This is a genomic window from Gellertiella sp. DMC107, from assembly GCF_056313605.1.
The window spans coordinates 1-26,993 of the sequence record NZ_JBQUZZ010000002.1; the positions used below are offsets into that span (position 1 = coordinate 1).

The following is a 26,993-nucleotide window of genomic DNA, read 5'->3' on the forward strand; positions in this document are numbered from 1 at the left end:
CAACTCCAACACGTTCGCCTTCCCAGGTCCTACCCCTCAGCGGCTAGCCTTCACACAACACGACAAAAACACAGACTTGCCAACAAATCCGCATCTTGGTCGCTGTCCACTCCGCTATGCGGAGAGTTGGAACCACGTCGTTAGCACCGCACTGCCCCCTCGGACTGACCGATGTTCCCCCAATTCGCCCGTTCGGTTCACAGCTGCGTGGCACGTCGAATGAGGACTACGGTTCCGTCTGATGAAAATATTCGGACAACCGTGAAACCGACGCCGATACCAATCTGGGCCACCAAGGAATGAGACGAACAACACCTATATCTAAGGTGGCATAGTTGCTGAAAGTATCATTAAAATTGAAGGCACAGCCCCAGAAACTATAGACCTCCCTGTGTCTTGCAGCGATCACCGGAAATCTGATATTCCAATATTTGTATTTTCTACTTCAAAAGACATCGCATCCAAGAGGTCGCGGCGACGTGCAAAATCCGGGTGAGCCCTCTTCCAGCCTTTTCAGTCCCATTTCGCTCGCTCAGGACATCGTGCGCCAGTATGCAAATGGATTTGCGGATTCCTTTTACCGGTTGTTCTTGGCCCATGAGGAGGCTTCGACCTACCTTTCCCATACGGTTGTTCAGCAGCGACTTACGCAGAGCCTGAAGGATTGGTTGGCAGATATTTGCGCACCGGATCTTGATGAAACAACATTTGCGGATCGGCAACGGCAGATCGGCGAGATCCATGCGCGGTTGAAAATCCCGATCCATCTGGTGCTCGAGGGCGCGTCGCTCCTCAAGAATGAGATGATCGTCCATCTTCACCGTCAAGGCCGGGAACCGGGCGATATTCTGGCGGCTGTTCTGGCGTTCGGTCAACGGGTCGATCTCGCCATGCGCCACATGAGTGCCGCTTTTGTCCAGAAAGCCGGTCAGCGGGCCCGAGCGGACGAAGCCTATCGATTGTTTGCCTTGGGACAGGACGTGGGGGCCGAGCGCGAAAGCCAGCGCGCCGCCCTGATGGAATGGAGCCAAACCGTCCTGTTTGACATCATCGCCAAAGGAGCAGGCCAGAACTGCAAGCCCCTCAACCAGTCACCCTTCGGCCTCTGGGTCCGTCACCGCGCCAGTGTGCTCTTTGAAGGCACATTGACGCTGGAGAACATGAAGGTGGCGATCCAGCAGATTGATGATTTCATCCTTCCAGGGCTGGCCAGCTCCTCCGATAATTCGGCCGCTGACAACGGCCAGATGATCAACGAACTGCGGCGCCGCATCGATGAAATCAAGTTCTTGCTGAATGATCTCTTTCAAACGGCGAATGCCATTGGCAACGGCCACGATCCCCTGACGCGCACCTTGAACCGGCGATTTCTCGCCTCGATCATCAGTCGCGAACTGGAGCTTGCAGCCACCAACGGCGTGGCTTTGACGGTCTTGATGGTGGATGTCGATTTCTTCAAGGCGGTCAACGATACCCACGGTCATGCCAGCGGCGATGCAGTGCTGCAACAGGTTGCCGATCTGCTGCTGAATTCGGTGACTCCAGCCGATTTCGTCTTCCGGTATGGAGGAGAGGAATTTCTTGTTGCGCTGGTCGAAACACCGGTCGCAAAAGCCATGGAGGTTGCCGAAACCATAAGAGCAGCCTGCGAGACGCACTCTTTTCGCCTTCCAGGCCATGGCGAGATTTCTGTGACCGTTTCCATCGGCCTTGCCGAGTTTGAAGGCCATCCCGACTTCAAATTTCTGATCGATTCGGCAGATGAAGCGCTTTATCGCGCCAAAAATGCCGGCCGCAACCGCGTGGAGTGCGGTGTTCGGCCCCTGTGATGCTTGCTTTGTGCTGTCTTTCTCCGGCCGGCCTCAGTTCCGGAGAGCCGCGGCAAGGGGGTGTTAACGTTTATTTTCTATTGATTGTGGTGAGTGTCCTTTGTCCATTTATGATGAGTGTTGTGACTCCCCATGCGCATCAATCGTACAAATTTCGGTAATTCCTCCAACGAATTAGCCAGGGATGAAGGGGATCGCCGCCAGCCCGCTGCAGCTCGTTTCGCAGGTCCCTCCCATCGCGGAACCGATGAAATTGCCGCCAGCGAGATCGAAGGACGAGGAGGCTTGCCTGGCTGGCAGGACGCATTCACGCTTCGACCAAATGTACGCTTCAGCCGCACGCCCGAGGCCGCTTTGAGCCGTCGTCCGGCGAGCGAGCCGGATCACGCGACACCGGCAGAACTGCCAGCCGCCCTTTCTGCCCCCGTGGCAACTGCCGCAACGCCGCATGCTTCCATAGTGCCCGCACCCATTTCCGGAACGGTCCAGATGATCGCTTCCACGCAGGCGATGGCGTCCCCGGTTCCGCAGGAGATCCATCCCACCGGTGCCCGTGCCATTACCTTCAGGCTCCGACAGGAATTCGAGAGCCGCCATCCGGTGGGTGTTCGGCAGAATTCCAGCCATCCGGTCTCTGCGCCGGGTCCATCCGTGTCTGCTCCGCTTGGGCGGCTGATTGAGGCGCTCGGTGAGGCGGCCAAGGCCGAACCCGCGACAGCGCCCTCTGGTCGAGCCGCTGTGGCTGCAACGGTCGCCGCTGAGGCCCGACACTTCCTGTCCGACTTCGCCTTCTGGGAATCCGTCGCCATGACTCCGGAAGAACCGGTGCCTGCGCCACGGCCCGAGCCTTCGGCATTGCGCAACCAGCAGATTTTGCGCGCGTCAGTCCGGACCAGCGCTGAAATCGTGGAACCGGTCCGCACGCCTCCACATGCCTTTGCCGAAAAGCCGGCTGTGCCGGCACCGGCAGTATTGGTTGCGCCCCTCCCGCGCTTTCCGGTCGCAGACGGCTCGATCGCGGGGCTCTACAGGGAAATCCCCGTGGCAACCGCTGCGGTGGCTGTCACGGCACCCACGCCGGAGCCAGCTTCGCCGCCGCCTGCTCACCCCACCCTTACAGAACTGCAGATGACAGCGCGTCTCGTCGAGCCCGTCGTGGTTCCAACGGACAATCCGGAGCCGGCCCTTTCGGTAGAAAAGCCCCGTTTTGCAATGATGGATCCGTTGGTCGTCGCTCAGACATCGGGCGAGTTCGAATTTCCTTCGATTGCGTTGTTGCAGGAGCCCAGCCAGCGGGTAGAGACCTCGATGACGCCCGAGGCTCTCGAGCAGAGCGCCGGGCTTCTTGAAAGTGTGTTGGAAGATTTTGGCGTGAAGGGCGAGATCATCGACGTAAGGCCAGGCCCGGTCGTTACCCTGTATGAATTCGAGCCGGCTCCGGGTGTAAAATCCTCACGCGTCATCGGTCTTTCCGACGATATCGCCCGCTCGATGTCGGCGCTGTCCGCTCGTGTCGCGGTGGTTCCCGGCCGGAATGTGATCGGCATTGAGCTGCCCAATCCGGTGCGTGAAACCGTTTATCTGCGCGAGCTGATCGAATCGTCCGATTATGCCGGCAGCCGTTTCCACCTACCACTCTGCCTCGGCAAGACGATCGGCGGTGAACCGGTCATCGCGGAACTGGCCAAGATGCCGCATCTGCTCGTGGCAGGCACGACCGGTTCCGGCAAGTCGGTCGCCATCAATACCATGATCCTTTCCCTGATCTATCGGCTGAAGCCGGAAGAGTGCCGGCTCATCATGGTGGATCCCAAAATGCTGGAGCTTTCCGTCTATGACGGGATTCCGCATCTGCTCACACCTGTTGTGACCGATCCGAAAAAGGCGGTCATGGCTCTGAAGTGGGCGGTTCGCGAAATGGAGGAGCGCTACCGCAAGATGTCGCGGCTCGGCGTCCGCAATATCGACGGCTATAACAGCAGGGCTGCCGCAGCGCGCGCCAAGGGCGAAACGATTTTCTGCACGGTTCAGAATGGCTTTGATCGCCAGACCGGCGAGCTGCTGTACGAGCAGGTCGAGATGGATCTGACAGCCATGCCCTATATCGTCGTCATCGTGGACGAAATGGCCGATCTCATGATGGTCGCCGGCAAGGAAATCGAGGGCGCCATCCAGCGGCTGGCCCAGATGGCCCGTGCCGCCGGCATCCATCTGATCATGGCAACCCAGCGACCTTCCGTGGATGTGATCACCGGCACCATCAAGGCGAATTTCCCCACCCGCATCTCTTTCCAGGTCACGTCCAAGATCGATAGCCGTACCATTCTCGGCGAGCCGGGTGCCGAACACCTGCTTGGCCAGGGCGACATGCTTCATATGATGGGCGGCGGCCGCATTGCCCGCGTCCACGGGCCCTTCGTTTCCGATGAAGAGGTCGAAAAGGTCGTCGCTCACCTGAAGACCCAAGGCCGCCCGGAATATCTTGGTACCGTGACGGAAGACGCAGACGAGATCGAGGAAGAGGCCGAGGAAGAAGCACCGGTCTTCGACAAGTCAGCCATGGCGGAAGAGGACGGCAACGACCTTTATGACAAGGCGGTCAAGCTTGTACTGCGCGACAAGAAATGCTCGACGTCCTACATCCAGCGCCGGCTGGGAATTGGCTACAACCGCGCTGCATCGCTTGTCGAGCGTATGGAGCAGGAAGGTCTGGTGGGCCCGGCGAACCATGTGGGCAAGCGGGCCATTCTGTCCGGAACCCGGGATCAGCATGAGCCCTCGCCCATGGAGAGCTTTGACTGATCGTCCGCCGTCGATAACAGGGCTCAATCCTGTACGGCCCTGCTCGGTGCATCGCTGATGGGTGGATGATCACCCGATAGAAAGTTGCCGAGCGGCTTCAGTCCGTCCACATGGTCTGCGATCACCTTGATCATCACGAGGATCGGAACGGCCATCAGCGCGCCGATGAAGCCCCAGAGCCACGACCAGAACGAGATGGAGATGAATACCGCTACCGCATTCAACTCCATCCGTCGTCCCACCAGCATGGGTGTCAGGAACTGGCCCTCCGCAATGTGGGTGAAGAGAATGAGCCCCGGGGCGAGCAGACTGTAGAAGACATTGTCAAAGCTGATGATGGAAATGATCCCCACCACCACGATGGAGATCAGCGCGCCGATGTAAGGCAGATAATTCAGCAAGAAGGCCAGCACGCCCCATACGAGGGGATTCTCGATTCCGATCAACCAGAGACCCGCCCCGACGAAAATGCCCACCATGATATTGATGATCGTGATGGTCAGCAGATAGCGGGAGATTTCGCCCTCGATGCTGTAGACGATCCGCAAGACCTTTTTCTTGTCGCTGAGGCGGGAAAAGGATTGAACGATCTTCTGGTAGAAAAGATTTCCTGACGCCAGCAGGAAAAGCGACAGGACGAACGTGATGGCGATGGTGGTGCCGGCCGATAGAAGGTTTCCGGCCGCCTTCGACAGGATGCCGGGCTGGGCGACAACGACTTTCTGTGCGGTCGTATCATTGATGTCGGCCGTCACGTTCTCGATCTGCGACGTGGCCTCGAGAGCGCCTGCGAGGGACTGTCGAAGCCCGATCAGCTTGAATTTCAGCGTATAGCCGATCTGCGGGGCATCGGCGATCAGCCCGGCAATCGGACCGCTGGTGATATAGCCGAGCAGAAAGAAGATGAAGGCCGAGCCCGCTATCAGAAGCGTCGCCGCCAAAGCGGGGGGGACATGCCATTTGCTGAGCATGCGAACCACCGGCGCCAGCGTCGTCGAGAGCATGAAGGCCAGGAAAACCGGCGTGAGGAATTCCTTTCCGAGATAGAGGGAGTGGATCACGAGAATGAAGAAAATCCCTATGATATAGGGCCGGCTGTTTTTGGTCATACGCGTGCTCCCCGCGGCAGCATGCCCGGTTTCCGGATGGAAGCGGAGCCGGCCTTTGCGCGCAGAATGCCCGAGCGCAGGATTGGTTCCCTGCAACGGCGTGCAGGCATGTTTGTGGGCTGTCGCCGGCCGCTTCTGTTCCTCATGGCAGACGGTAGGCAATGACGTAGTCGCCAGGCTTCGTGCCAACGGAGCCGTGGCCCCCGGCAACGATCACCACATATTGCTTCCCGTCCGATCCCCGATAACTCATGGGCGTGGCCTGGCCGCCCGCCGGGAGGCGGCTCTCCCAGAGAACTTTTCCTGTCGTGACGTCATAGGCCCGCAGATAGTCGTCTACGGCTGCACCGAGGAAAGCCACGCCGCCGCGGGTCAGCATAGGCCCACCAATTCCCGGAACTCCCACTTTGAAAGGCAGCGGAAGCGGAGTCATGTCGCGTACGGTTCCGTTGCGATGGCGATAGACGATCTTGCCCGAATTCAGGTCGACACCGGCGACATAGCCCCATGGGGGAGCCTGGCATGGAATACCGAGCGGACTGAGAAACGGCCCCATGACCACGCCATAGGGTGCTCCATCATTGCGGTTGAGGCCCTGTTCACTCCCCTTCGTGCCTTCACCCTTGGGCGGAATGGATGCCGCTGGAACGAGTTTCGAGGTAAAGGCGAGATAGGTGGGCATGCCGAACAGAATCTGCCGCTCCGGATCGATGGCGACGCTGCCCCAGTTGAACACGCCGAAATTGCCCGGATAGACGATCGTTCCGCGCAAAGACGGAGGCGTATAGCGCCCGTCATAACGGTGACTGAAAAAGGAGATGCGGCAGGCCAGTTGATCGAAAAGCGTGATCCCCCACATATCCCGTTCCCGCAAAGCCGGCGGCGAAAAGGTCAGGTCTGAGAGAGGCTGCGTCGGGGCGGTGCGGTCTTCAGGAATAGCCCCACCCGGTGCGGGCACCTCCCGGACGGGAATGATCGGTTCGCCCGTTCTGCGATCCAGCACGTAAATATCTCCCTGCTTGGTCGGCCCGACCAAAGCTGGAACGGACTGCCCATCGGACCGCTTCAGATCCAGAAGCACGGGCTGGGCAGGAACATCCATGTCCCATAGATCGTGGTGCACGGTCTGGCGAACCCATTTCAGCGCGCCGCTGTTCAGGTCGAGGGCGACGATGGACGAGGAGAATTTTTCGACATTCGCGCTTCGGTTCATGCCGAGCTGGTCCGGCACCTGGTTGCCGAGGGGCACGTAGACCATGCCGATCGCCTCGTCGGCCGAGAGCACGGACCAGGCATTGGGAGAATTGGTGGTGTAGAACTGGCCGGGCGGCAGGGGTGCGGTCTGGTCCGGATTGCCCGAATCCCAGTTCCAGACAAGCGCACCGGTTTCGATGTCGAAGGCACGAATGACGCCCGATTGCTCCTGCGTGGAGTAATTGTCGTTCACCGCTCCGCCGATGATCAGTTTGCCGGCGGCGGCAACGGGAGGAGAGGTCGAGTAATAGTATCCCGCGGGGCGATATTTCATGCCCTGCTCCAGGTGAAGCACGCCCTTGTCGGCAAAGCTCTCGCAGATCTTGCCGGTCGCCGCATCCAGAGCGATCAGCCGAGCATCGGAGGTGGGCAGATAGACCCGTTCGGCGCAAGCGCTACCCGCGGCGGCCGTGGGAGACTTGTAATAGGTCACGCCCCGGCATGTCTGGTGCTGCCGGTCCGGATTGAGACCGACATTCGGATCAAAGCGCCACTTTTCTTTGCCGCTGACGGCATCGAGCGCAATGGCAAGATTGTGGGGCGTGCAGAGGTAGAGGGTCTCGCCGACCTTGAGTGGCGTGACCTGATAGGTGGTTTCGCCCACGTCTTCCGGGCGTTTCACGTCGCCGGTCTGATATTGCCAGGCAACGGTCAGCTTGGAAACATTCGCAGGCGTGATATCCGCCAAGGGTGAAAAACGCTGCCCGAAGGGCGTTCGTCCATATTGGTGCCAATCGCTGTCGGGCACGGACCCGCCAAAGGCCGCCGTGTTCTGCACCGCCTCTGGCAAGCTGCCGGTCCTATCGTAGGGATCCTGCGTCATTGCATACAGGGCCACCCCGATGGAGGCGATGAGCGGGAGAGCCAGAACCCAGCTATAGGCGGCCCCGGCCTCCTCGAAGCTGGGTGTTCGCCGGCCGAGGTTCCGGCGGACGAAAGGGAGCAATAGCCAGAGGCCCAGGAGAATAAGCACTCCACCCCTGGGACCGAGCTGCCACCAGTCGAACCCGACTTCGGATATCGCCCAGACCAGCGCCACCACAATCAGAATGCCGTGAAGAGCAAGAGCGAGGGCGCGGCGGCGAAACAGGAAAATGGCGGTTGCCACCATCATCACACCGGCAAACAGATAAAACGGCGTTCCGCCAAGAGCCAGGAGCCAGGCGCCGCCTCCGGCGAGAACAAGGCCGGCGAGCAGAAAGAGGATAGCGGTCAGGGAAATAAGCACGTCATTTTCTCCCGAAGGGATGGGGCGATGGGTCGCCCGTCTGAACTGGTCGTCTTGGAAAGATGTGGGATGCGCAGCGGACGTGACCGGTCACGGCGTCTGGTCAATGGCATGGGGAGACGGTTGCTGCCCTTCGGACGAGGGGCCCGGGGACGGTCCCAGATAACCACCTAAAAAAAGGCCAGCGAGCAGAAGAAGGGCGACGATCAGGATCCAGATCCACCTATTGCGCATGTTTGCCTCCTGCCATTTATCGAGGGGAACGCGGGGCCCGAATGGTTGGTTCCGTCTGGTCACGCCCCGTGCGCGGAAAGAGGCATAAAAAAACCGCCCGTCTGCCAGATGGGAGACGGGCGGGATGGACAGCCGGGACGGTGAAGGGTCAGAGTTTGATCCAGGCTCCGTTACGCTTCGAAGAGGCAATGCAGGCTTCCACGAAGGCTACACCCTTCACGCCGTCCTCAACCGTCGGATAGATGACCTCCGGATCGACAGGCTTTCCCTGACGTCTCGCATGAATCGCGCGGGCTGCTTCCGTATAGATCGTCGCGAAACCTTCGAGATAGCCTTCCGGATGACCGCTCGGGACGCGGCTGACCCGCGCAGCCGCGGCATTCGCACCCGCGCCGTTGCGGGTTATCAGCTGTTTCGGCTTGCCGAGTTCCGTGAACCAGAGGTAGTTCGGGTCAGCCTGCACCCATTCGATACCGCCCTTGGTGCCGTAGACACGCAGCTTCAGCCCGTTCTCATGTCCTGTCGCCACCTGGCTGCACCAGAGCATGCCCCTTGCTCCACCGGCGAAACGCAACATCACATGGGCATTGTCATCCAGCTGTCGGCCAGGCACGAACGTATGCACATCCGCGGCAAGCTCCTCGAGTTCAAGACCGGTGACGAAAGACGCTAGATTATACGCATGCGTTCCGATATCGCCCGTAGAGCCGCCGGCGCCGGATTGTTTCGGATCCGTACGCCAGGCTGCCTGCTTCTGGCCCGACTGTTCGATCGGTTCGGCGAGCCAGTCTTGAGGATATTCGACCTGAACAACCCTGATTTCCCCCAGTTCGCCGTTGCGCACCATCTCGCGCGCCTGCCGCACCATGGGATACCCTGTGTAATTGTGCGTCAGCACGAAGAGCGCATCCGACTCCTGTGCGATTTTCAGAAGCTTCTTTGCGTCGGCGAGGTTGGACGTGAGCGGCTTGTCGCAGATCACGTGGATACCGCGGCGCAGGAATTCCTTGGCCGCCGGATAGTGCATGTGATTCGGCGTCACGATGGCCACGGCCTCGATGCCGTTCTTCAGCTTCGCCTCACGGATCGCCATGGATTTGAAATCATCATAGGTGCGGGCGGGATCGAGACCGAGCTCCGCCCCGGATTGACGGGATTTCTCCGGCGTGGAGGAGAGCGCTCCTGCAACCAGCTCATAATGATCGTCGATGCGGGCCGCAATGCGGTGCACTGCGCCGATAAAGGCGCCCGAGCCGCCACCCACCATGCCGAGCCTGATGCGCGGCTCCCGCTTTTCTGACCGTCCTTCGATCGCCATCCTCGTCTCCTCTCTCTATGATTGCCTTGAGTATGCCCTGAATTGCGTTTATCCTTGAAGTCCTGACGAGAAGGATGCCCTGTCGATGAACAACTGAGATCCGCCTCCCGGCGAGGCCAGACGATGAACGGGACGAATACCCTGTAGGGTCTTCCCCCTTTGACCCCCTGACCCAATGGATCCAGTCATGCCCCTTCTCGACGCGCGCAAGGCGCATCCCATCACGCTTCCCGACGGAACCGTCGTAACCGAAACCGTGCAATTGAAAGCCGTTCTCGATCACCCTCGAATCGAGGCGGGCGACTACACTTATTTCACCCATGCCGGCCGCCTCGAGGAGACGGCGGGCATCCTCGCACCCTACACCTTCCCCTTCAGCCCGGAGCGGCTGATCATCGGTAAATTCGGCCAGATCGCCCGTGGTTCCTATTTCATCACCAGTTCGGCCAATCACCCGATGGACGGCCTCACGACTTTTCCCTTCCGGATTTTCGATCTCGCGCGCACCGGCGGCTATCCGGATCTCCCCTATCAGGACACGATCGTCGGACACGATGTCTGGATCGCCCACGGATCGGTGATCATGCCGGGTGTTACGATCGGGAGCGGTGCGATCATCGCCGCAGCCTCCGTGGTGACCCGCGATGTGGAGCCCTACACGATTGTAGGCGGCAATCCCGCCAGACCTATCCGCAAGCGCTTCGACGACCGGAAGATTGCCGAACTGCTTGACTTGGCCTGGTGGGACTGGCCGGCGGACACCATCGAAACGCATGTCGCCGCGCTCGAGAGCGGCGACATGGATGCGCTTCGCCAGGCCAGCCGCCAAGTCTAGATCCCCAGCATGCGCCGGTTCGCCGCCTCGTCGGTGCCGGCGCCGGCAAAATCGTCGAAGGCCTTTTCGGTGACGCGGATGATGTGGCTGCGGACGAAGTCCGCCCCTTCCCGCGCGCCGTCTTCGGGATGCTTCAGGCAGCATTCCCATTCGACAACAGCCCAGCCATCAAAGTCATGGGCGGTGAGCTTCGAGAAGATCGAGCCGAAATCCACCTGGCCGTCGCCCGGGGAGCGGAAACGCCCGGCCCGGTTCACCCAGGACTGGAAGCCGCCATAGACACCCTGCCGTCCGGTCGGATTGAACTCGGCATCCTTCACATGGAACATCTTGATCCGCTCGTGATAGATGTCGATGTGGTCGAGATAGTCGAGGCACTGCAACACGTAGTGCGAGGGATCGTAGAGCATGTTGGCGCGCGCGTGATTGCCGACGCGGGCGAGGAACATCTCGAACGTGACGCCGTCATGCAGATCTTCACCGGGGTGAATCTCATAGGCGACATCGACCCCGCAATCCTCCGCATGGTCGAGGATCGGCCGCCAGCGGCGGGCGAGCTCGTCGAAAGCGGTTTCGACGAGGCCGGCCGGCCGCTGCGGCCAAGGATAGATGAAGGGCCAGGCAAGCGCGCCGGAGAAAGAGGCCATGGCGGTGAGGCCGAGATTTTTCGAAGCCGTGAGGCAGAGCTTCACCTGTTCGACCGCCCATTCCTGGCGCGCCTTGGCGTTACCGCGCACTTCCGGGGCCGCAAATCCGTCGAATGCCTCGTCATAGGCAGGATGCACGGCCACGAGCTGACCCTGAAGGTGCGTGGAAAGCTCGGTGATCTCGACACCGTTCTCGCGGGCGACGCCGGCGAACTCGTCGCAATAGTCCTTCGAGGTCGCCGCTTTTTTCAGGTCGATCAGCCGGCCGTCCCAGCTCGGCACCTGCACGCCTTTGTAACCGCAATCGGCGGCCCAGCGGGTAATATCCTTCCAGGAATTGAAAGGGGCGGCATCGCCTGCGAACTGCGCCAGGAAAAGCGCCGGACCCTTGATCGTCTTCATGCCAATCCTCCCATGGCAAAGAGTTCAAGCAAAGGAGCGCTTCGATGAAGCGCTCCCCTTAAATCGATTTATAAGCTCAGAAGGGCGAGTCCGGGAAGTAGAAATCCTTGGCATTGTCCTTCGTGACAAGCGTCGCATCCAGCGTGTAGGTGCCGCGCACCGGAACCTGGCTGTAAAGCGCCGCAGCCGTCAGTTCCATGGCAGAACCGACCATGGCCGGCGGATAGAGCACGTCGACCGGGATCATCTTGTCGCCGTCCTGAACCTTCTTGATCATGTCCTTGGAGCCGGCACCGCCGACCACATACTGGATGTCGGTGCGGCCGGACTGCTCGATGGCCTGCAGCACGCCGACGGCCATGTCGTCATCCTGGCACCAGACCACGTCGATCTTGGGGAACTTGGTCAGATAGTCCTGCATCACCTTGAAGGCATCGTCGCGGTTCCAGTTGCCGAACTGGCGGTCGAGAACCTTGACGTTGGAGCCGGCGATTGCCTTGTCGAACCCGTCCTGACGCTGCTGGTCGATCGGGATCGGCAGGCCGCGGATGACGACAACTTCCGCATCCGGCGTGGTGTTCTTGATGTAGTTGCCGGCCACTTCGCCGAGCGCCGGGTTGTTGCCCGCCACATAGAGATCGCGGACCGTGTCGTCCATGACGCTCGGGGCACGGTCGACGATGGCAACGAAAGTGCCCTTGCTCTTCACTTCCTTGATGGCGTTGACCAGCGGATCGGGATCCGTCGGCAGGATGACGAGCGCATCGAGACCCTGGGTTTCGAGATCCTGGATTGCATTGGCCTGGCTTGCCGGATCGGGCGAGGTCTTCACCACCACCTTGAGCCCCGGATGCGATTTCTGCAGGAGTTCGGCCACCCGTTCGGCGTGATAGACGACGCCAGCGGTCCAGCCGTGGTCTGCCGCGGGAATGGAAACGCCGATGGTCTTGGCGTCATCTGCTCCCGCCACACCAGCCGTGAGGCCGATGGCCGCAAAAGCTGCGGCGCGTGCAAAATTCTTGAGCATGTGTGTTCTCCTCCTGGGGTTGATCGCCCTTTCGGGCGGTACGTCTGGCCGAGCCTCCCGGAACGGCCTCACGATTTTCGAACGAGCGAGCGCTGCACGAGCATCGCGATGATGATGATCGAGCCCTGGATGGCACCGATCAGGTATTCGCTGATGAAATTGGAAAGCAGCATGATGTTGCCGACGATCTCCAGAATGAAGGCGCCGCAGATGGTGCCCCAGACCCGACCCGCGCCCCCCTTCAGGGCCGTGCCACCGACGACGACCGCAGTGATGGCCTGCAACTCCCACAGGATGCCCGTGGTGGCTGAGGTCGAGCCGAGGCGTGGCACGTAGAGAAGCACGGTAATCGCGACGCAGAGCCCCTGGATGATGAAGGCCACCATGCGCACGCGGTTGACCGCGATGCCGGAATAGCGGGCCACATCGCTGCTGGAGCCCACCGCCACCACATGGCGGCCGTAGCGGGTACGGTAGAGAATGAAGGCGGCGATGGCGGTGACGACGAGAATGACGACGATGGGAACCGGGATGCCGAGCACGCTGCCGAAGTAGGCAGGACGCACCATCGTCTGAATGTCGGGCGATTTCATCGTGATCGCGCCGCCCTGGGACAGCCAGGTGGTCAATCCGCGATAGATGCCCATGGTGCCGAGCGTGGCGATAAAGGGCTCGATCTTGCCAACGGTGGTGATCAGGCCGTTGAAGAAGCCGCAGACGGCGCCGGCCAGAATGGTCAGGGCGATGGCAGCGGCGATCGTCAGGGCAGGATCGGCAATGGCACCGGAATTCATGAAAAGAATCATGAGACTGGCCACGAAGGCAACCATGGAGCCGACCGAGAGATCGAGATCGCCTGCGGATATGACAAAGGTGGCTCCGACGGCGATGATCGCGATAAAGGCGGAGCGGGTGGCCACGTTGGCAAGATTGGCGAGGCTGATGAAGTTCGGGTTCACCAGCGCGCCGACAATCAGCAACAGGGCCAGCGCTGCAAAGGGTGCGATGGCCCTCAGGTCCATATCGCCGAAGCCTCGCGCCGTCCGCGCCTTGTCCGTCGTTTCCGAATTGCTGTTCATGGCCTGCTCTGTCCCCTCCCGTTCGTTCTTCACGCGCCTCATGCCCCGCTGTTCAAGCGGTCACGGCCTGCACAGGCGGCGATTGCTTCTTCAGCCCCGCGGCGTAACGCATGATTTCCTGTTCGTTGATTTCGTCCCCCTCCAGCACGCCGACGATCCGGCCCTCGCGCATCACCGCAACCCGGCTGCAAAGGCCGATGATTTCCGGCATTTCCGACGAGACCACGATGATCGACCAGCCGTCGCGGGCGAGCGACGAGATAAAATGATAGATCTGTTGCTTGGTGCCGACATCGATACCGCGGGTGGGTTCATCGATGATGACGATCTTGGGATCGGTCTCCATCACCTTGGCGAGGAGCAATTTCTGCTGGTTGCCGCCCGACATGCGCGCCGCCACCACATTGCCGTCCCGCACTCGAATATCGAAGCGACGTCTTGCCCGGTCCATGGCCTTCGCCTCGCTTTTGGGATCGAGATAGGCGACCGATCCGTGGCGCTCCAGCGATTGCAGCGTCAGATTGACGGTCATGCCCTCCTGCAGGAGAAGGCCTTTGCCCTTGCGGTCCTTCGTCATATAGGCAAGACCGGCCCGATTGGCTGTTCGTACATCCCCGGCCTGGAGCGGGGTGCCGTAAACAAGGACATGGCCGCTTGTGGGAATTCGGATACCGGCAATCGCCTCCATCAAGGCGCTGCGGCCTGAACCGATCAGCCCGGAGAAACCGAAAACCTCGCCCTTGCGGACCTCGAAGGTGGCATCCTTGACGTATCCTGTGGTCAGGTTGCTCACAGCAAGGGCAATCTCCTCGTCCACGTCCGGTTCGTGTTTTGCCGGATAGAGGCTGGAAAGTTCACGGCCCACCATGAGCTGGGCAATGCTTTCGCCATCCAGCTCGGAAACCGGCGCAGTCTTCACCCATTGCCCGTCGCGCAGCACGGTCACGCGGTCGGCAAGCTCCATCACCTCGTCCAGCTTGTGCGAGACGAAGACGAAGCTGGTGCCCTGATCGCGTAAGCGCCGCACCTGGTCGAAGAGAATGCGTGTTTCCTCTCGGGAGAGCACCGCCGTGGGCTCGTCCATGAACACCACGCGGGCATTGCGGCTGATCGCCTTGGCGATTTCCACCATCTGCTTGTCGGCAACCGCAAGCGACGATATCAGCGCATCTTCATGAATGCGGGAGCCGAGCCTGTCCAGAATATCCCGGGTGGCCTTGCGCATGGAGCGCCTGTCGAGAATGCCGAACCGGGTGATTTCCCGACCCAGAAACATGCTCTCCGAAACGGTGAGGTGATCGGCGAGGTTGAACTCCTGGTGGATCAGGACAATGCCGGCGGCTTCCGCTGCGCGATTGTTGGCGAAAGACGCATCCTGTCCATCCAGCAGAATTCGGCCCGAGGTGGGCTTCTCGAAGCCGCTCAGCACCTTGACCAGAGTGGATTTTCCCGCGCCGTTCTCTCCCATCAGGGCGTGAACCTCGCCGCGTCGCAATTCGAAGTCGACGCTGAACAAGACCTGCACGGCGGAAAACGATTTGCAGATGCGGCTCGCAGCCATGACGGCCACGCCTGTCTCGGACATGCTTTCCTCCCGGGCCCCTCTTCCCATGGAGGCATGATGTAAACCTTTACATCGACCATGTAAAGGTTTACATTATCGGAAAATCAAGGATTTCGCTGAAAGTTGGCTTTTCATGGGGCCTCAGGCTGTATATGGTCCCCGTCCATTAGCATCTCAGGACCTATCCGCAGTGTCTCACCCCGCTTCCGCAACGATCGAGGATGTCGCCCGTCTGGCGCAGGTTTCCATTGCGACTGTGAGCCGTGCGATTCACACGCCGGAGAAAGTGTCCCAATCGACCCGCCAGAAAGTCCATCAGGCGATCGCGATGACCGGCTACACGACCAATGCCATGGCGCGGGGGCTTCGGCTCGGCCGCTCCAACATGATCCTGGTCGTCGCGCCCGACATTGGCGATCCCAATTTCTCGCACATATTGATGGGCCTGGAAAACGAAGCGCGTGCCCACGGCTACGGCATTCTCATCGGCCACACCCAGAATGAGCCGCTGCGGGGCATGGAATATCTGAAGTTTCTGAATTCCGGCCAGGCAGCGGGCCTGATTCTCTTCACCGGCACACTGCCCTTTGGCCACCAGGCGGCGACCACCCAGCTTCCGCCGACCGTCGGTGTGTTCGAGCCGATCTTCAACGGCGGCATTTCCTATGTCGGCGTCGATGACCTCGCCGGGGCGCGCAAGATGGTGGATCATCTTCTCTCCGCCGGCCATCGGTCCATTGCCTTCATCGGAGAGAGCCGCACGCGTCTCGCCTACCAGCGCCGGCGAGAAGGCTACCAGAGCGGCATGCGCGAGTTCGGAGTTCCTGCCGAAAAGCACATCATCCTGGATGGTGACGGTACGGTGGAAAGCGGCCGGGCTGCCGTAGAACTTCTTTTCATGCGCGACATGCTCCCGACAGCCTTCATGTGCGTGAACGATCAGACAGCGGTCGGCGCCATGCTGGCACTCTCGGCCCGCGGTTACCAGGTACCGCGGGATTTCTCCGTTACAGGCTTCGACGATATTCCGCAGGCCAGCTTCACCAATCCCTCGCTGACCACCATACGCCAGCCACGCAGCATCATCGGCCGCCGGGCCATGGCGCTTCTGATCGAGCGTCTCGGTGGAGCAATTGCGGAGGAGCAGGAAATCCTGGTCTTGCCGGACCTCGTGGTCCGCAGCTCCGTCGGCGCCCCGCGGCAGCGGCTGCTCTGAGCGGTCCCCTACTGGCAAGCGGCGGAAAAGCCGCTATGTCTTGAGGGATGAAACCGGATGCTCTCCTCTATCCAACTCCTGAGGGGCTTTACTGCCCCGTCGGAGATTTTCATATCGATCCCGTGCAGCCCGTGGCGCGGGCACTGATCACGCACGGCCATTCCGATCATGCTCGCTCGGGTCACGGTGCGGTGCTCGCTTCCCGCGAAACGCTCGATATCATGCGCATCCGTATGGGCGAGGGCTTCTGCGGGCGCGAGCAGGTGGCGGTTCCGGGCGGGACGGTGGAAATGGGGGGCGTGCGTCTATCCTTTCATCCGGCGGGCCATGTGCTGGGCTCCTGCCAGATCCGGGTAGAATATCGCGGCACCCGCATCGTCGCCTCCGGTGACTACAAGCGAAGCCTCGATCCCACATGCGCCCCGTTCGAACCGGTGGCTTGCGATGTTTTCATCACGGAGGCGACGTTCGGCCTTCCGGTCTTCCACCATCCCGATCCCCTTGCGGAAATCCGAAAGCTCCTCGCCTCGCTGGCCCAGTTTCCCGAACGGACCCATTTCGTCGGAGCCTATGCGCTCGGCAAGGCGCAGCGCGTCATCGCCCTTCTGCGACAGGCTGGCTATGACAAGCCGATTTTTCTGCATGGAGCGCTCGTACGGCTTTGTGAATTCTACCAGAGTGAAGGCATCGACCTCGGACCGCTAAAGGTGGCCGTGGATGAGGATAAAACGGATTTCCGCGGTGCGGTCGTTGTGGGGCCCCCATCCGCTTTCTCGGGTGTCTGGATGCGCCGCTTCGCCGATCCCCTGCCTGCCTTTGCCTCCGGATGGATGATGGTGCGCCAGCGCGCCCGCCAGCGCGGCGTGGAATTGCCGCTGGTCATCTCCGACCATTGCGACTGGCCGGAACTGACTGCAACGATCCGCGAAATCATGCCCGGTGAAGTCTGGGTGACCCACGGTCGGGAGGAAGCGCTGGTACGCTGGTGCGAGCTTCAGGGCATTGCCGCGCGGCCGCTGCATCTTGTCGGTTACGAGGACGAGGGGGACGCATGAAGGCTTTTTCCGCCCTGCTGGACCGCCTGGTGCTCACACCGGGCCGGAATGCCAAGCTGAAACTCCTGACCGACTACTTTCGCATCGTTCCGGATCCGGACAGGGGTTTTGCTCTGGCGGCCATCGCCGGCACGCTCGACGTGCCGCATGTAAAACCGAAGCTGCTGCGCGAACTTGTGCTGGAACGGATGGACGAGGTGCTGTTCCGCTATTCCTATGATTATGTGGGGGATCTGGCGGAGACGATCTCGCTTGTCTGGGACAACGAACAGGAAAGCGGGGAACGCCTCTCCGAGCCGACCCTTGGCAGCGTGATCGAAAGGCTGAACGGAGCCGGGCGCACGGCGGTGCGCGGCGTGGTGCGCGATTTCCTCGATGCCCTCGATCCGTCCGGTCGCTATGCCTTCCTGAAGCTTGCGACCGGGGCCATGCGTGTGGGTGTCTCACGACGGTTGGCGGTACAGGCGCTGGCCGCCCTTGGAGATCGGGACTTCAATGAGATCGAAGCGCTCTGGCATGGGCTTTCTCCGCCCTACCGCTCGCTCTTCGACTGGATCGAGGGGCGCGCCGAACGGCCTGAACTGAAAAGCCCGGCGATCTTCCATCCGGTCATGCTTGCCAATCCGGTAGAGGAAGGGGATCTGAAGGATCTCGATCCGGCCCATTATGCGGCCGAGTGGAAGTGGGATGGCATCCGGATCCAGCTCACCCGCAAGGGATCGCTTGCCCGCATTTTTTCAAGGAGCGGGGAGGATATTTCCACGAGTTTCCCCGATGTGCTTGAGGCCATCAGCTTCGAAGGCACGGTCGACGGCGAATTGCTGGTCGGTGGCACCAGCCACTCCAATGGTGCAGCGCGGCCCTTCTCCGATCTGCAGCAGCGACTGAACCGCAAGGGCGTCACTGCGAAGACCATGGAGGAATTCCCCGCCTTCGTGCGCGCCTATGACCTACTTTTTTCCGGCGAAACGGACATGCGGCCCGCTTCCTTTCTGGAACGACGCGAAGCGCTCGGCCACGTGATCGGTGCCGCCGATCCCTTCCGGTTCGATCTCTCCCCGCTGGTCGGCTTCGACAGCTGGGACACCCTCGACAGGCTTCGGCGCGAGCCGCCCGATCCGGTCATCGAAGGGGTCATGCTGAAAAAGCTCGACAGCCCCTATCAGGCAGGTCGTCTGAAGGGCCCGTGGTTCAAGTGGAAGCGAGACCCGCACAATATCGATGCAGTGCTGATCTATGCCCAGCGTGGCCACGGCAAGCGCTCCAGCTTCTATTCGGATTTCACTTTCGGTGTCTGGACCGAGGGACCGGAAGGCGATCAGCTCGTGCCTGTCGGCAAGGCCTATTTCGGCTTCACGGACGAGGAGCTGAAGGTGCTCGACCGCTTCGTCCGCAACAATACGGTGGATCGTTTCGGCCCCGTGCGGGTGCTGAGGGCCACGAAGGAAGAGGGGTTCGTCGTAGAGGTGGCCTTCGAAGGCCTCAACCGGTCGAACCGGCATAAATCCGGTGTCGCCATGCGTTTTCCGCGCATTTCAAGGCTCAGGACCGACAAGCGGCCTGCCGATGCAGACCGCCTGGAAACCCTCAAGGCCATGTTGCCGCCCTGAACATGGGGTTTCAGAGGATCGGCTGGCCGCCCGTCACGGCAATCGTTGCACCCGATACGTAGCTGGATAAGGGATCCGCCAGCATCACATAGGTGGTTGCAAGCTCGGCCGGCTGTGCCGGACGTTTCATCGGCACCTGCTTGCCGAAATTCTTCACGCTTTCCTCTGTAAGAGTAGAGGGAATGAGGGGAGTCCAGACCGGCCCCGGCGCCACGCAGTTTGCACGGATCCCCTTTTCCCCCAGAAGCTGTGCCAAGCCTGCCGTAAAATTCTGGATTGCGCCCTTCGTCGTGGCATAGGCAAGAAGCGTCGGGTTCGGTTTGTCCGAATTGATCGATGCCGTATTGATGATCGATGATCCCGGCTTCATGTGCGGCACGGCTGCCTTCACCAGATAAAACATGGCGTGAATATTGACCTTGAACGTCAGATCCCATTCCTCGTCGGTGATATCCGTGATTTCCTGGAAGCTGGCTTGATGCGCCGCATTGTTGACGAGGATGTCGATCCCGCCCAGATCGCTGATTGCCCGGTCGATGATTGCACGGCAATGGCCGGGGCTTTGGATATCGCCTTCCATCAGAAGCGCCAGCCGCCCCGCTTCTTCGACGAGACGTTTGGTCTCCATCGCGTCCTGATGTTCGTTGAGATAGGAGATGATGATATCGGCCCCTTCCCGGGCAAAGGCGATCGCAACAGCCCGTCCGATGCCGCTATCGGCGCCTGTGATGACGGCCCGCTTGCCGAGAAGCCGGCCAGACCCGCGATAGGAGGTCTCGCCGTGATCCGGACGGGGGTGCATGTCTTCCGTCTTGCCCGGCATGGGCTGCTTTTTCGCAGGAAAGGGCGGGGCGGGTTTGTCGTTCATGGCGCGGCTCTCCTTGTCATGCAGCTCAGAACTGCGGGTCCCATTCCACGCCACCGGGCTTTTTTTGTCCGGGCGGCAGGCGATGTATGGTTGCATCCTCGGAGCCGTGCGGCGTGAGAACGGTGGGCTTGGCGCTTGCCACGCCGGACGCCTTGCGGTCCCCCTGGCTCTTGGCGAACTGGCCCTCTGCGTCTTTCTCGATACGGGTTTTCCCCGCGTCCTTGGCGCTGGTCATGATGGAATCCTCTGGCTGGTCGGGCTCAATGGGGGTGGTGTTCGGCGTTTCGCTTGCGCGTCGCGGCTGCTTTTTTTGCGGAGTCGGAGCGCTCGGCTGCGGGGCGCTGCGCGCTCGCCTTGCCGCCCCGCTCGCCGCCTTTTTTCGCCGATACATGGCTGTCGGGCTTGCCGCGGCCCGATCCTGACCGGTTGCCGCCGCCGCTTTCCTTGTTCACCGTTGCCCAAGCCCGGCGTTCGGCTTCGCTTTCGGAAAGACCGCGCTTTTCATAGCCTTCCTCGATATGGGCGGCCTTGCGCTTCTGCTTGTCCGTATAGGCGGATTTATCCCCTCTCGGCATGGATCTTCTCCTCGGCCTCTTGATGCTCTCCCAAGAGAAACAGGCCGAATGCGGAAAGGTTCCTGCGCGATGTCAGCGCATCGTCCAGGGGGCCGACTTGAACCAGTGGACAATCCGGGCAACGCATACCAATGCGGCAAATCCTGCCACGTTCACAAGCAGCGTGGCGGCGGCATCGTGATCCGTGCGGTCAAGAATGATACCCATGACCTGAGCCAGAAACATGCTGAAGACAAAGACCGCCAGGGATTGCTGCCCTACCTGTTGCACCATTTGCCCCGTGCGTCCGCCCAGACGTTCACCCCGTGGGCCCGCAACCTTGAGCGCCAGAGTGGCGACTGCCAGGAAATGCACCAGACGCAACAGCCCAAAAGCCGTCTTGTCCGTGAAGGGCAGGAGAATAGTGGCAATCCATTGCAGCGCTGGCTGGCTTTCCACGAGCGGACGCCATGAAAGCGGGAAAGCGACGAGAAGGATCGCGACGGAAAGGGTGATCGGCACCGCGCCGCGGGAGGGCAAGGATGGTCGGCGGCGCATGAGGAAGAATCCGGCAAAGAACAGCAACTGCCAGCCGAAGGGGTTGAAGAACCAGGGCCGATTGGACCACGGTTCTGCCGGCAGGTGGGTCAGCCCGGCTTGGGTGGCAAGCCACAATACCCCCATCAGGAGGAAAGGGAGGCGCGGATGGACCCGCTCTGCAGCGAGCATGAGCGGAATCAGCGCAAGCAGCACCATGTACATGGGCAAGACGTCAAAGAAATTCGGAACGTAGCTCAGTCCCAGCAGATGCGGAAGCAGCCAGCCGGGCATCTGGAAGAAGGGTTCCAGATTGAGTGCGGTCACGTAGCTATTGCCGTCGGGTCTTGTTCCGGCGATGGCCATCAGGCTTGCGGTTGCGATGAAAAGGCCGATATGCGCCCAATAGATCTGCCAGATACGGTAACCGACTCGGGCGGTCAGCAGCACAAGTCCCTGCCTGTCGGAAATCCGGCCGAAGGCGAGTGCCGAAGCCATGCCGGAGAGGAAAACGAAGATTTCCGTCGCATCGGAAAAGCCGAAGCGCGCCGGAATGAAAAGCGCCCAGTCATCGAAGGGGACATGGGCAATGAGGATGATGAAGAGCGCCAGCCCCCGGAAAAAATCGAGCCGGGGATCGCGGTTTCCTGCGGCGGAGGCCGGGCGCGCCGGGAGAAGGTCTGCGGGAGGCGTTCGCGTCAGCATCGGTTACTCGGTCATCGCAATCGGATCATGCTTCGTCCCGCAGACGAACGGCGCCCCAACGCCCTCTGCGGATCGGCAATGTCCTGTCTATGACACGCATGTAATGGATGAATGACAGCCATACAGACAACGGCCGCATTCTGTGTAGAGAATGCGGCCGCGGAACCGGGAATGCCGGTTGGAAAGATCAGCGATGCTTGAAGTCGGCCTGCCGCTTTTCGACGAAGGCAGCCATGCCTTCCTTCTGGTCCTCAAGGGCGAACATGGCGTGGAACACGCGCCGCTCGTGGCGAAGCCCTTCCGAAAGGCTCAGCTGATCGGCGCGGTTCACCGCTTCCTTCACCATCATGGCTGCCGGCAGCGACATCGCCGCAATCACTTCCGCCGTCTTCAATGCATCCTCGATGAGCGCGGCAGCGGGGACGATACGGGAAACCAATCCCGCCCGTTCCGCTTCCGCTGCATCCATCATCCGGCCGGTCAGGCACATGTCCATGGCTTTGGCGCGCCCGACCAGACGGGTCAGGCGCTGGCTTCCCCCCATACCCGGCATCACGCCGAGCTTGATTTCCGGCTGTCCGAACTTGGCGGAATCGGCAGCCAGAATGAAATCACACATCATGGCCAGCTCACAGCCGCCGCCCAGCGCATAGCCGGCAACCGCCGCGATCACCGGCTTGCGTACGGCCAGCATCCGGTCCCAAGCGGAGAACCAGTCGTTGGAGTACATTTCGATATAGGAAGCGGACTGCATTTCCTTGATATCGGCGCCCGCAGCGAAGGCCTTGTCCGAGCCGGTTACCACGATGCACCCGATGTCCGGATCGGTGTCGAATGCTTCGAGAGCAGCAAGCAGCTCCTCGGTCAGCTGTCGGTTGATCGCGTTCAGGGCTTTCGGGCGATTGAGCGTGATCAGGCCGACGCGGCCCTTCTTCTCCGTCAGGATCGTTTCATAGGTCGTGCTCATGGTGTTCCTCAGGCCGTCAGATCGCGAATATGCTGAATGATTGCAGAGAAGTCTTGGGAGCCATGACCGGACTTGTCAAATGCTTCGTAAAGTTCCGTTGCGTGGGCACCGAGCGGCGTTTCTGCTCCGCTTGCGGTGGCAGCTTCCTGCGAAAGGCGCAGGTCTTTCAGCATCAGGGCCGCAGCGAAACCCGGCCGATAATCATTGTTGGCGGGCGAGGTCGCCACCGGACCCGGTACGGGGCAATAGCTCGTCAGCGACCAGCATTGACCGGAGGAGGTGGAGGCGACGTCGAAGAGTGCCTGATGGGAGAGGCCGAGCTTTTCCGCCAGCACGAATGCTTCCGATACGGCCGCCATGGAAATACCGAGGATCATGTTGTTGCAGATCTTCGCGGCCTGACCAGCACCCGGATCACCGCAATGCACGATCTTCTTCCCCATGGCCGAGAGAATAGCGTTAGCCTTCCCGAAGGCCTCGCTTGTGCCTCCGACCATGAAGGTGAGCGTGCCCGCGGCTGCGCCGCCCGTTCCGCCGGATACGGGTGCATCGAGTGAATGGAGACGCTGGCCTGCGGCCAGTGCGTGGGCCTTTCGTGCGCTTTCCACGTCGATGGTCGAGCAGTCGATCATCAGCGTGCCAGGTCTGGCAACCGTCGTCAGGCTTCCCCAGACGGACAGGACATGTTTGCCAGCGGGCAGCATCGTGACGATGACGGAGGCGTCGGCGGCGGCGGACTCAGCGCTCTCGTAAAGTGTCACGCCCTTGGCCCGCGCCTCTTCTCGGCTTGCCTCGGAAAGATCGAAGCCGGCTACGGCAAAGCCCGCCTTGACGAGATTGGCCGCCATGGGCCCACCCATATTGCCAAGTCCGATGAATGCAATTTTGTCCGTCATGGGTCGCTCCTTGTGGATGGGTCAGCGAAAAAGCCGGGGATGCCGGGGAACGAAATAGCTGGCGACCGTTTCGTCCGAAACGGAGGCGAGATCCGCGGGTGACCAGCGAGGATTTCGGTCCTTGTCGATGATCGCGGCCCGCACCCCTTCGTAGAAATCATGCCCGGCGATCATCCCGGCGGTCACCGCAAACTCCCGCTCGAGGCACGTTTCCAGTTCCGCTGCGCGGCGGCCTTGCCGGTAGAGGTCCAGGGTAATCTTCAGGCTGGTCGGCGACTTGGTCAGCAACAGCGTTCGCGTCGCCAAGGCAAATTCGCTGCCGTCCGCATGCAGAGCCGCCAGAATATCCTCGACCCGATCATGGCAGAACGTGCGGTCGATAATCCGAAGCGCGGCTTCGTCCATGCCCGCCGGAGCCGGTGCGGCAAAAGCCGCGATCCTGTCGCTGACCTGTTGATGGACCGAGCCCGGGGGAAGGACGGTGAGCGTCTCCTTCAGCGCCTCCAGACGCGCTTCCGGCACGAAATGATCTGCAATACCGGCGGCGATCGTGTCGCCGGGCCCGCAGTTGACGCCCGTCATCGCAATATAGGTTCCGAATTCTTGGCCCGGACGCGTCAGCAACCAGGAGGCACCCACATCGGGGAAGAAACCGATGCCGGCCTCTGGCATGGCAAATCGGGTTCGCTCGATCACCAGCCGATGGCTGGCATGGGCCGCAAGCCCGACGCCGCCGCCCATGGTGATACCGTTCATCACGGAAATGACCGGTTTCGGAAATCGGCTCAGGCGGGCGTTGAGGCAGTATTCCTCCCGCCAGAAGGTCTCGGGCAGGCTCTCGCCGGCCTTGCCCGCATCGTAGAGGGCACGGATATCGCCTCCGGCGCAAAAGGCCCGGTCTCCGGCACCGATCATCCAGAGGGCCTGGACGGAATGGTCCGCCTCGAAATGGTCGAGCGCCTTGTCCATCTGCCGGACCATGGTCAGGGACAGGCTGTTCAACACCTTCGGGCGGTTGAGCACAAACACGCCCAGCGTCCCTTGCCGGGAAACCTCCAGCTCCTGTTCCTGTGCGATGTCCATCATCCTCTCCCCACAATACTGCGGGCAATGATCAGCCGCATGATTTCGTTGGTTCCCTCGAGAATCTGGTGCACACGCAAGTCCCGAACGATCTTTTCCAGACCATAATCGGCCAGATATCCATAACCGCCGAGCATCTGCAGCGCCTGGTTGGCCACCTCGAAGGCCCGGTCCGTCACATGGCGCTTGGCCATTGCGCAAAGCTTCGTCGCATCCGCATCGCCTCGGTCGAGCGCCGTTGCCGCGCGCCAGAGGAAAGTCCGTGCCACTTCGAGATCCGTCTCCATATCCGCAAGACGGAACTGCAGTGCCTGGAAATCGATGATCGCCTTGCCGAAGGCCTTGCGCTCCCGCATGTAGTCGACCGCCTTGTCGAAGGCGTTCTGCGCTCCGCCAAGGGCGGCCGCCGCGATGTTCAGACGCCCGCCATCGAGCCCCGCCATGGCGAAGCGAAAGCCCTCGCCCTCTGCGCCGAGCCGGTTTGCGGCGGGCACGCGCACCTTGTCCATGATCACCGCCCGCGTGGGCTGCGCATTCCAGCCCATCTTGCGCTCGTTGGCGCCAAAGGAAAGGCCTTCCATATCGGAGGTCAGCAGGAAGGCGGAAACGCCTTTCGGGCCGTCTTCGCCGGTCCGTGCCATCACGAGGTAGAGGCCGGCGCTGCCCGCGCCCGATATGAATTGCTTCTGTCCGGTCAACACATAATCGTCGCCATCCCGGACCGCCCGCGTCTTCAGTGCGGCCGCATCCGAGCCGGAACCGGGCTCGGTCAGGCAATAGCTCGACAGAACCTCCATCGAGAGGAGACCGGGCAGGAAGCGATCCTTCTGCTCGGGCGAGCCATAACGGTCGATCATGCCGGCGACCATGTTGTGGATGGAAACATAGGCGGAAACGGCGGGGCAACCGCGCGCCAGTTCCTCGATGATGACAGCGGTATCGAGCCGGGTCAGGCCCGTTCCTCCGGCCGCCTCGCTGACATAGATGCCGCCCATGCCGAGCGCTGCCACCTTCTGCAGGACATCGACAGGAAAATGCTTCTGCTCGTCCCAGATCAGCGCATGAGGCGCGATTTCCTCGGCCGCGAAGGCGCGAGCCATGTCCCGGATGGCGGTCTGATCGTCATTCAAGCCGAATTCCATGGGTCCTCCTTGCCGGATCCTCCGCATGTCGTCCGGCCTTGAGCCTTGCATTGCATAAATTCATGCACCGTTATAGGGGTAATTTTCCGCTGTTATTGTGCAGAAATTCACATGTCAAAACCGTTCGACTGGGATCTCCTCCGCTCCTTTCTCGCCGTCGCCCGCAGCGGCAAGCTCACCCTGGCAGCCAAGCGGCTGAAGGTGGATCACTCCACGCTGTCCCGCCGCATCCTTGCGCTGGAAACGTCGCTGAAGGCGAAATTGTTCGACAAGAGCCTGAACGGCTACACGTTGACGCTGGAAGGGGAGCGGCTGATGGCGGAAGCCGAACGGGTCGAGGCGGCGGTCACGACCATCCAGAGCGAGATTGCGGAAGAAAGCGCCGGCGTCTCCGGCACGGTCCGGATCGGTACACCGGACGGTTTCGGTACCTGCTTTCTTGCGCCGCGTATCGGCGTGCTCGCGGCCCGTCACCCGGATCTCGACATCGAGCTGGTCGCCAATCCCCGCAGCTTCAGCCTGTCACGGCGAGAGGCGGATATTGCCATCGGTCTGTCCGTGCCGGCCCATGGGCGGCTCCACACGGTCAAGCTCACCGACTACGAACTTGGCCTCTACGGCTCGGCAGAGCGTAGCGGGGACTGGGACGCGATCGCCGATCTTCCGGACCTCTCGGGCCAACCCTTCGTCAGCTATATCGACGACCTCATCTACACGCCAGAACTCGACTATCTTCCCCTCATCTCCCGCGCACTGACGACGCGCATCAGGAGCTCGAACCTGCTGGCCCAGGCTGAGGCCATTGCCGCCGGGGCCGGTCTCGGCGTGTTGCCCTGTTTTCTGGCGGAGAACGACCGGCGTTTCGTCCGCGTGCTTCAGTCGCGCGTTCGTCTCATTCGCACCTTCTACATGAGTGTGCATGAAGACCTGCGCAAACTGGCGCGGCTGAAGGCGACCATGGATTTCCTGCGCGAAACGACGGCTGCAAACCGGCCGGTTTTCATCGCGACAGAGGGATCGGCCAGCCTTTGA

At 61.1% G+C, this 26,993-nt stretch carries 22 protein-coding genes; 7 read left to right on the forward strand and 15 right to left on the reverse strand.

Going from position 1 to position 26,993, the window contains the following annotated elements:
- The first annotated feature begins 479 nt into the window (after positions 1–479).
- Positions 480–1,829 carry a diguanylate cyclase gene (locus ACT54B_RS05510; protein WP_476043530.1) on the forward strand — a complete coding sequence of 450 codons (1,350 nt, stop codon included), beginning with the start codon at positions 480–482 and terminating at the stop codon, positions 1,827–1,829.
- A gap of 132 nt (positions 1,830–1,961) precedes the next feature.
- Positions 1,962–4,631 (forward strand): DNA translocase FtsK, encoded by a 2,670-nt coding sequence (locus ACT54B_RS05515; protein WP_476043531.1) that lies wholly within the window; start codon positions 1,962–1,964, stop codon positions 4,629–4,631.
- Positions 4,632–4,654: 23 nt separating this feature from the next.
- On the opposite strand, the gene ACT54B_RS05520 is transcribed toward ACT54B_RS05515, so the two are convergent.
- From ACT54B_RS05520 to ACT54B_RS05530, 3 genes are all read right to left on the reverse strand, one after another.
- On the reverse strand, positions 4,655–5,740 hold the full coding sequence (locus ACT54B_RS05520; RefSeq protein ID WP_476043532.1) for an AI-2E family transporter: 1,086 nt from the start codon (positions 5,738–5,740) through the stop codon (positions 4,655–4,657).
- A 142-nt stretch (positions 5,741–5,882) separates the two neighbouring features.
- On the reverse strand, positions 5,883–8,222 hold the full coding sequence (locus tag ACT54B_RS05525) for a glucose/quinate/shikimate family membrane-bound PQQ-dependent dehydrogenase (protein ID WP_476043533.1): 2,340 nt from the start codon (positions 8,220–8,222) through the stop codon (positions 5,883–5,885).
- Between the two features lie 382 nt (positions 8,223–8,604).
- Positions 8,605–9,774, reverse strand: a complete 1,170-nt coding sequence (locus ACT54B_RS05530) for a Gfo/Idh/MocA family protein (protein WP_476043534.1) — start codon at positions 9,772–9,774, stop codon at positions 8,605–8,607.
- A 187-nt stretch (positions 9,775–9,961) separates the two neighbouring features.
- On the opposite strand from ACT54B_RS05530, the gene ACT54B_RS05535 reads away from it, so the two are divergent.
- Positions 9,962–10,609: a CatB-related O-acetyltransferase gene (locus tag ACT54B_RS05535; protein ID WP_476043536.1), complete on the forward strand. Its 648-nt coding sequence runs from the start codon at positions 9,962–9,964 to the stop codon at positions 10,607–10,609.
- Here the strand turns inward: ACT54B_RS05535 and ACT54B_RS05540 are convergent.
- The 4 genes from ACT54B_RS05540 to ACT54B_RS05555 form a co-directional block, all read right to left on the reverse strand.
- Positions 10,606–11,658 (reverse strand): sugar phosphate isomerase/epimerase family protein, encoded by a 1,053-nt coding sequence (locus ACT54B_RS05540; RefSeq protein WP_476043537.1) that lies wholly within the window; start codon positions 11,656–11,658, stop codon positions 10,606–10,608. The genes ACT54B_RS05535 and ACT54B_RS05540 overlap by 4 nt on opposite strands.
- Before the next feature lie 76 nt (positions 11,659–11,734).
- A complete protein-coding gene (locus tag ACT54B_RS05545; RefSeq protein WP_476043539.1) occupies positions 11,735–12,685 on the reverse strand; it encodes a substrate-binding domain-containing protein in 951 nt (316 codons plus the stop codon).
- 68 nt (positions 12,686–12,753) lie between these two features.
- Positions 12,754–13,764, reverse strand: a complete 1,011-nt coding sequence (locus ACT54B_RS05550; RefSeq protein WP_476043540.1) for an ABC transporter permease — start codon at positions 13,762–13,764, stop codon at positions 12,754–12,756.
- A gap of 52 nt (positions 13,765–13,816) precedes the next feature.
- Positions 13,817–15,349 (reverse strand): sugar ABC transporter ATP-binding protein, encoded by a 1,533-nt coding sequence (locus tag ACT54B_RS05555; protein ID WP_476043542.1) that lies wholly within the window; start codon positions 15,347–15,349, stop codon positions 13,817–13,819.
- Between the two features lie 169 nt (positions 15,350–15,518).
- On the opposite strand from ACT54B_RS05555, the gene ACT54B_RS05560 reads away from it, so the two are divergent.
- Genes ACT54B_RS05560 through ACT54B_RS05570 form a run of 3 tightly spaced genes read left to right on the forward strand, consistent with a single transcriptional unit; the run spans position 15,519 to position 19,209 of the window.
- Positions 15,519–16,544: a LacI family DNA-binding transcriptional regulator gene (locus tag ACT54B_RS05560; RefSeq protein WP_476043544.1), complete on the forward strand. Its 1,026-nt coding sequence runs from the start codon at positions 15,519–15,521 to the stop codon at positions 16,542–16,544.
- A gap of 47 nt (positions 16,545–16,591) precedes the next feature.
- The gene (locus tag ACT54B_RS05565) at positions 16,592–17,599 is read left to right on the forward strand and encodes a ligase-associated DNA damage response exonuclease (protein WP_476043545.1); all 1,008 of its coding nucleotides are present in this window, start codon (positions 16,592–16,594) and stop codon (positions 17,597–17,599) included.
- Positions 17,596–19,209 (forward strand): cisplatin damage response ATP-dependent DNA ligase, encoded by a 1,614-nt coding sequence (locus tag ACT54B_RS05570; RefSeq protein ID WP_476043546.1) that lies wholly within the window; start codon positions 17,596–17,598, stop codon positions 19,207–19,209. The genes ACT54B_RS05565 and ACT54B_RS05570 overlap by 4 nt, the downstream gene beginning before the upstream one ends.
- Positions 19,210–19,219: 10 nt before the next feature.
- Here ACT54B_RS05570 and ACT54B_RS05575 read toward each other — a convergent pair whose 3' ends face one another.
- The 8 genes from ACT54B_RS05575 to ACT54B_RS05610 all read right to left on the reverse strand — a co-directional run bounded on the left by ACT54B_RS05575 (position 19,220) and on the right by ACT54B_RS05610 (position 25,961).
- Positions 19,220–20,077, reverse strand: coding sequence for an SDR family oxidoreductase (locus ACT54B_RS05575; RefSeq protein ID WP_476043547.1), 858 nt, complete (start codon positions 20,075–20,077; stop codon positions 19,220–19,222).
- A 25-nt stretch (positions 20,078–20,102) separates the two neighbouring features.
- Positions 20,103–20,312, reverse strand: a complete 210-nt coding sequence (locus ACT54B_RS05580) for a hypothetical protein (protein ID WP_476043548.1) — start codon at positions 20,310–20,312, stop codon at positions 20,103–20,105.
- A gap of 25 nt (positions 20,313–20,337) precedes the next feature.
- Positions 20,338–20,652 (reverse strand): plasmid stabilization protein, encoded by a 315-nt coding sequence (locus ACT54B_RS05585; RefSeq protein WP_476043549.1) that lies wholly within the window; start codon positions 20,650–20,652, stop codon positions 20,338–20,340.
- A gap of 72 nt (positions 20,653–20,724) precedes the next feature.
- Positions 20,725–21,873: an OpgC family protein gene (locus tag ACT54B_RS05590; RefSeq protein ID WP_476043550.1), complete on the reverse strand. Its 1,149-nt coding sequence runs from the start codon at positions 21,871–21,873 to the stop codon at positions 20,725–20,727.
- A 187-nt stretch (positions 21,874–22,060) separates the two neighbouring features.
- The gene (locus ACT54B_RS05595) at positions 22,061–22,840 is read right to left on the reverse strand and encodes an enoyl-CoA hydratase (protein ID WP_476043551.1); all 780 of its coding nucleotides are present in this window, start codon (positions 22,838–22,840) and stop codon (positions 22,061–22,063) included.
- A gap of 8 nt (positions 22,841–22,848) precedes the next feature.
- Complete coding sequence (mmsB, locus tag ACT54B_RS05600; protein WP_476043552.1) at positions 22,849–23,736, reverse strand: 3-hydroxyisobutyrate dehydrogenase; 888 nt, start codon at positions 23,734–23,736, stop codon at positions 22,849–22,851.
- Between the two features lie 21 nt (positions 23,737–23,757).
- Positions 23,758–24,819: an enoyl-CoA hydratase/isomerase family protein gene (locus ACT54B_RS05605; protein WP_476043554.1), complete on the reverse strand. Its 1,062-nt coding sequence runs from the start codon at positions 24,817–24,819 to the stop codon at positions 23,758–23,760.
- The gene (locus ACT54B_RS05610; protein ID WP_476043555.1) at positions 24,819–25,961 is read right to left on the reverse strand and encodes an acyl-CoA dehydrogenase family protein; all 1,143 of its coding nucleotides are present in this window, start codon (positions 25,959–25,961) and stop codon (positions 24,819–24,821) included. The genes ACT54B_RS05605 and ACT54B_RS05610 overlap by 1 nt, the downstream gene beginning before the upstream one ends.
- Positions 25,962–26,072: 111 nt before the next feature.
- Between ACT54B_RS05610 and ACT54B_RS05615 the strand changes: the two genes are divergently transcribed.
- Positions 26,073–26,993 (forward strand): LysR family transcriptional regulator, encoded by a 921-nt coding sequence (locus ACT54B_RS05615; RefSeq protein ID WP_476043556.1) that lies wholly within the window; start codon positions 26,073–26,075, stop codon positions 26,991–26,993.

What these genes read in the sequence shown, in the direction of transcription:
- ACT54B_RS05515 (WP_476043531.1), top strand. Translation starts at nt 1,962, where the DNA reads ATGCGCATCAATCGTACAAATTTCGGTAATTCCTCCAACGAATTAGCC.
- ACT54B_RS05520 (WP_476043532.1), bottom strand. Translation starts at nt 5,740, where the DNA reads ATGACCAAAAACAGCCGGCCCTATATCATAGGGATTTTCTTCATTCTC.
- ACT54B_RS05530 (WP_476043534.1), bottom strand. Translation starts at nt 9,774, where the DNA reads ATGGCGATCGAAGGACGGTCAGAAAAGCGGGAGCCGCGCATCAGGCTC.
- ACT54B_RS05535 (WP_476043536.1), top strand. Translation starts at nt 9,962, where the DNA reads ATGCCCCTTCTCGACGCGCGCAAGGCGCATCCCATCACGCTTCCCGAC.
- ACT54B_RS05540 (WP_476043537.1), bottom strand. Translation starts at nt 11,658, where the DNA reads ATGAAGACGATCAAGGGTCCGGCGCTTTTCCTGGCGCAGTTCGCAGGC.
- ACT54B_RS05545 (WP_476043539.1), bottom strand. Translation starts at nt 12,685, where the DNA reads ATGCTCAAGAATTTTGCACGCGCCGCAGCTTTTGCGGCCATCGGCCTC.
- ACT54B_RS05550 (WP_476043540.1), bottom strand. Translation starts at nt 13,764, where the DNA reads ATGAACAGCAATTCGGAAACGACGGACAAGGCGCGGACGGCGCGAGGC.
- ACT54B_RS05555 (WP_476043542.1), bottom strand. Translation starts at nt 15,349, where the DNA reads ATGTCCGAGACAGGCGTGGCCGTCATGGCTGCGAGCCGCATCTGCAAA.
- ACT54B_RS05565 (WP_476043545.1), top strand. Translation starts at nt 16,592, where the DNA reads ATGAAACCGGATGCTCTCCTCTATCCAACTCCTGAGGGGCTTTACTGC.
- ACT54B_RS05570 (WP_476043546.1), top strand. Translation starts at nt 17,596, where the DNA reads ATGAAGGCTTTTTCCGCCCTGCTGGACCGCCTGGTGCTCACACCGGGC.
- ACT54B_RS05575 (WP_476043547.1), bottom strand. Translation starts at nt 20,077, where the DNA reads ATGAACGACAAACCCGCCCCGCCCTTTCCTGCGAAAAAGCAGCCCATG.
- ACT54B_RS05580 (WP_476043548.1), bottom strand. Translation starts at nt 20,312, where the DNA reads ATGACCAGCGCCAAGGACGCGGGGAAAACCCGTATCGAGAAAGACGCA.
- ACT54B_RS05585 (WP_476043549.1), bottom strand. Translation starts at nt 20,652, where the DNA reads ATGCCGAGAGGGGATAAATCCGCCTATACGGACAAGCAGAAGCGCAAG.
- ACT54B_RS05590 (WP_476043550.1), bottom strand. Translation starts at nt 21,873, where the DNA reads ATGCTGACGCGAACGCCTCCCGCAGACCTTCTCCCGGCGCGCCCGGCC.
- ACT54B_RS05595 (WP_476043551.1), bottom strand. Translation starts at nt 22,840, where the DNA reads ATGAGCACGACCTATGAAACGATCCTGACGGAGAAGAAGGGCCGCGTC.
- mmsB (WP_476043552.1), bottom strand. Translation starts at nt 23,736, where the DNA reads ATGACGGACAAAATTGCATTCATCGGACTTGGCAATATGGGTGGGCCC.
- ACT54B_RS05605 (WP_476043554.1), bottom strand. Translation starts at nt 24,819, where the DNA reads ATGGACATCGCACAGGAACAGGAGCTGGAGGTTTCCCGGCAAGGGACG.
- ACT54B_RS05610 (WP_476043555.1), bottom strand. Translation starts at nt 25,961, where the DNA reads ATGGAATTCGGCTTGAATGACGATCAGACCGCCATCCGGGACATGGCT.
- ACT54B_RS05615 (WP_476043556.1), top strand. Translation starts at nt 26,073, where the DNA reads ATGTCAAAACCGTTCGACTGGGATCTCCTCCGCTCCTTTCTCGCCGTC.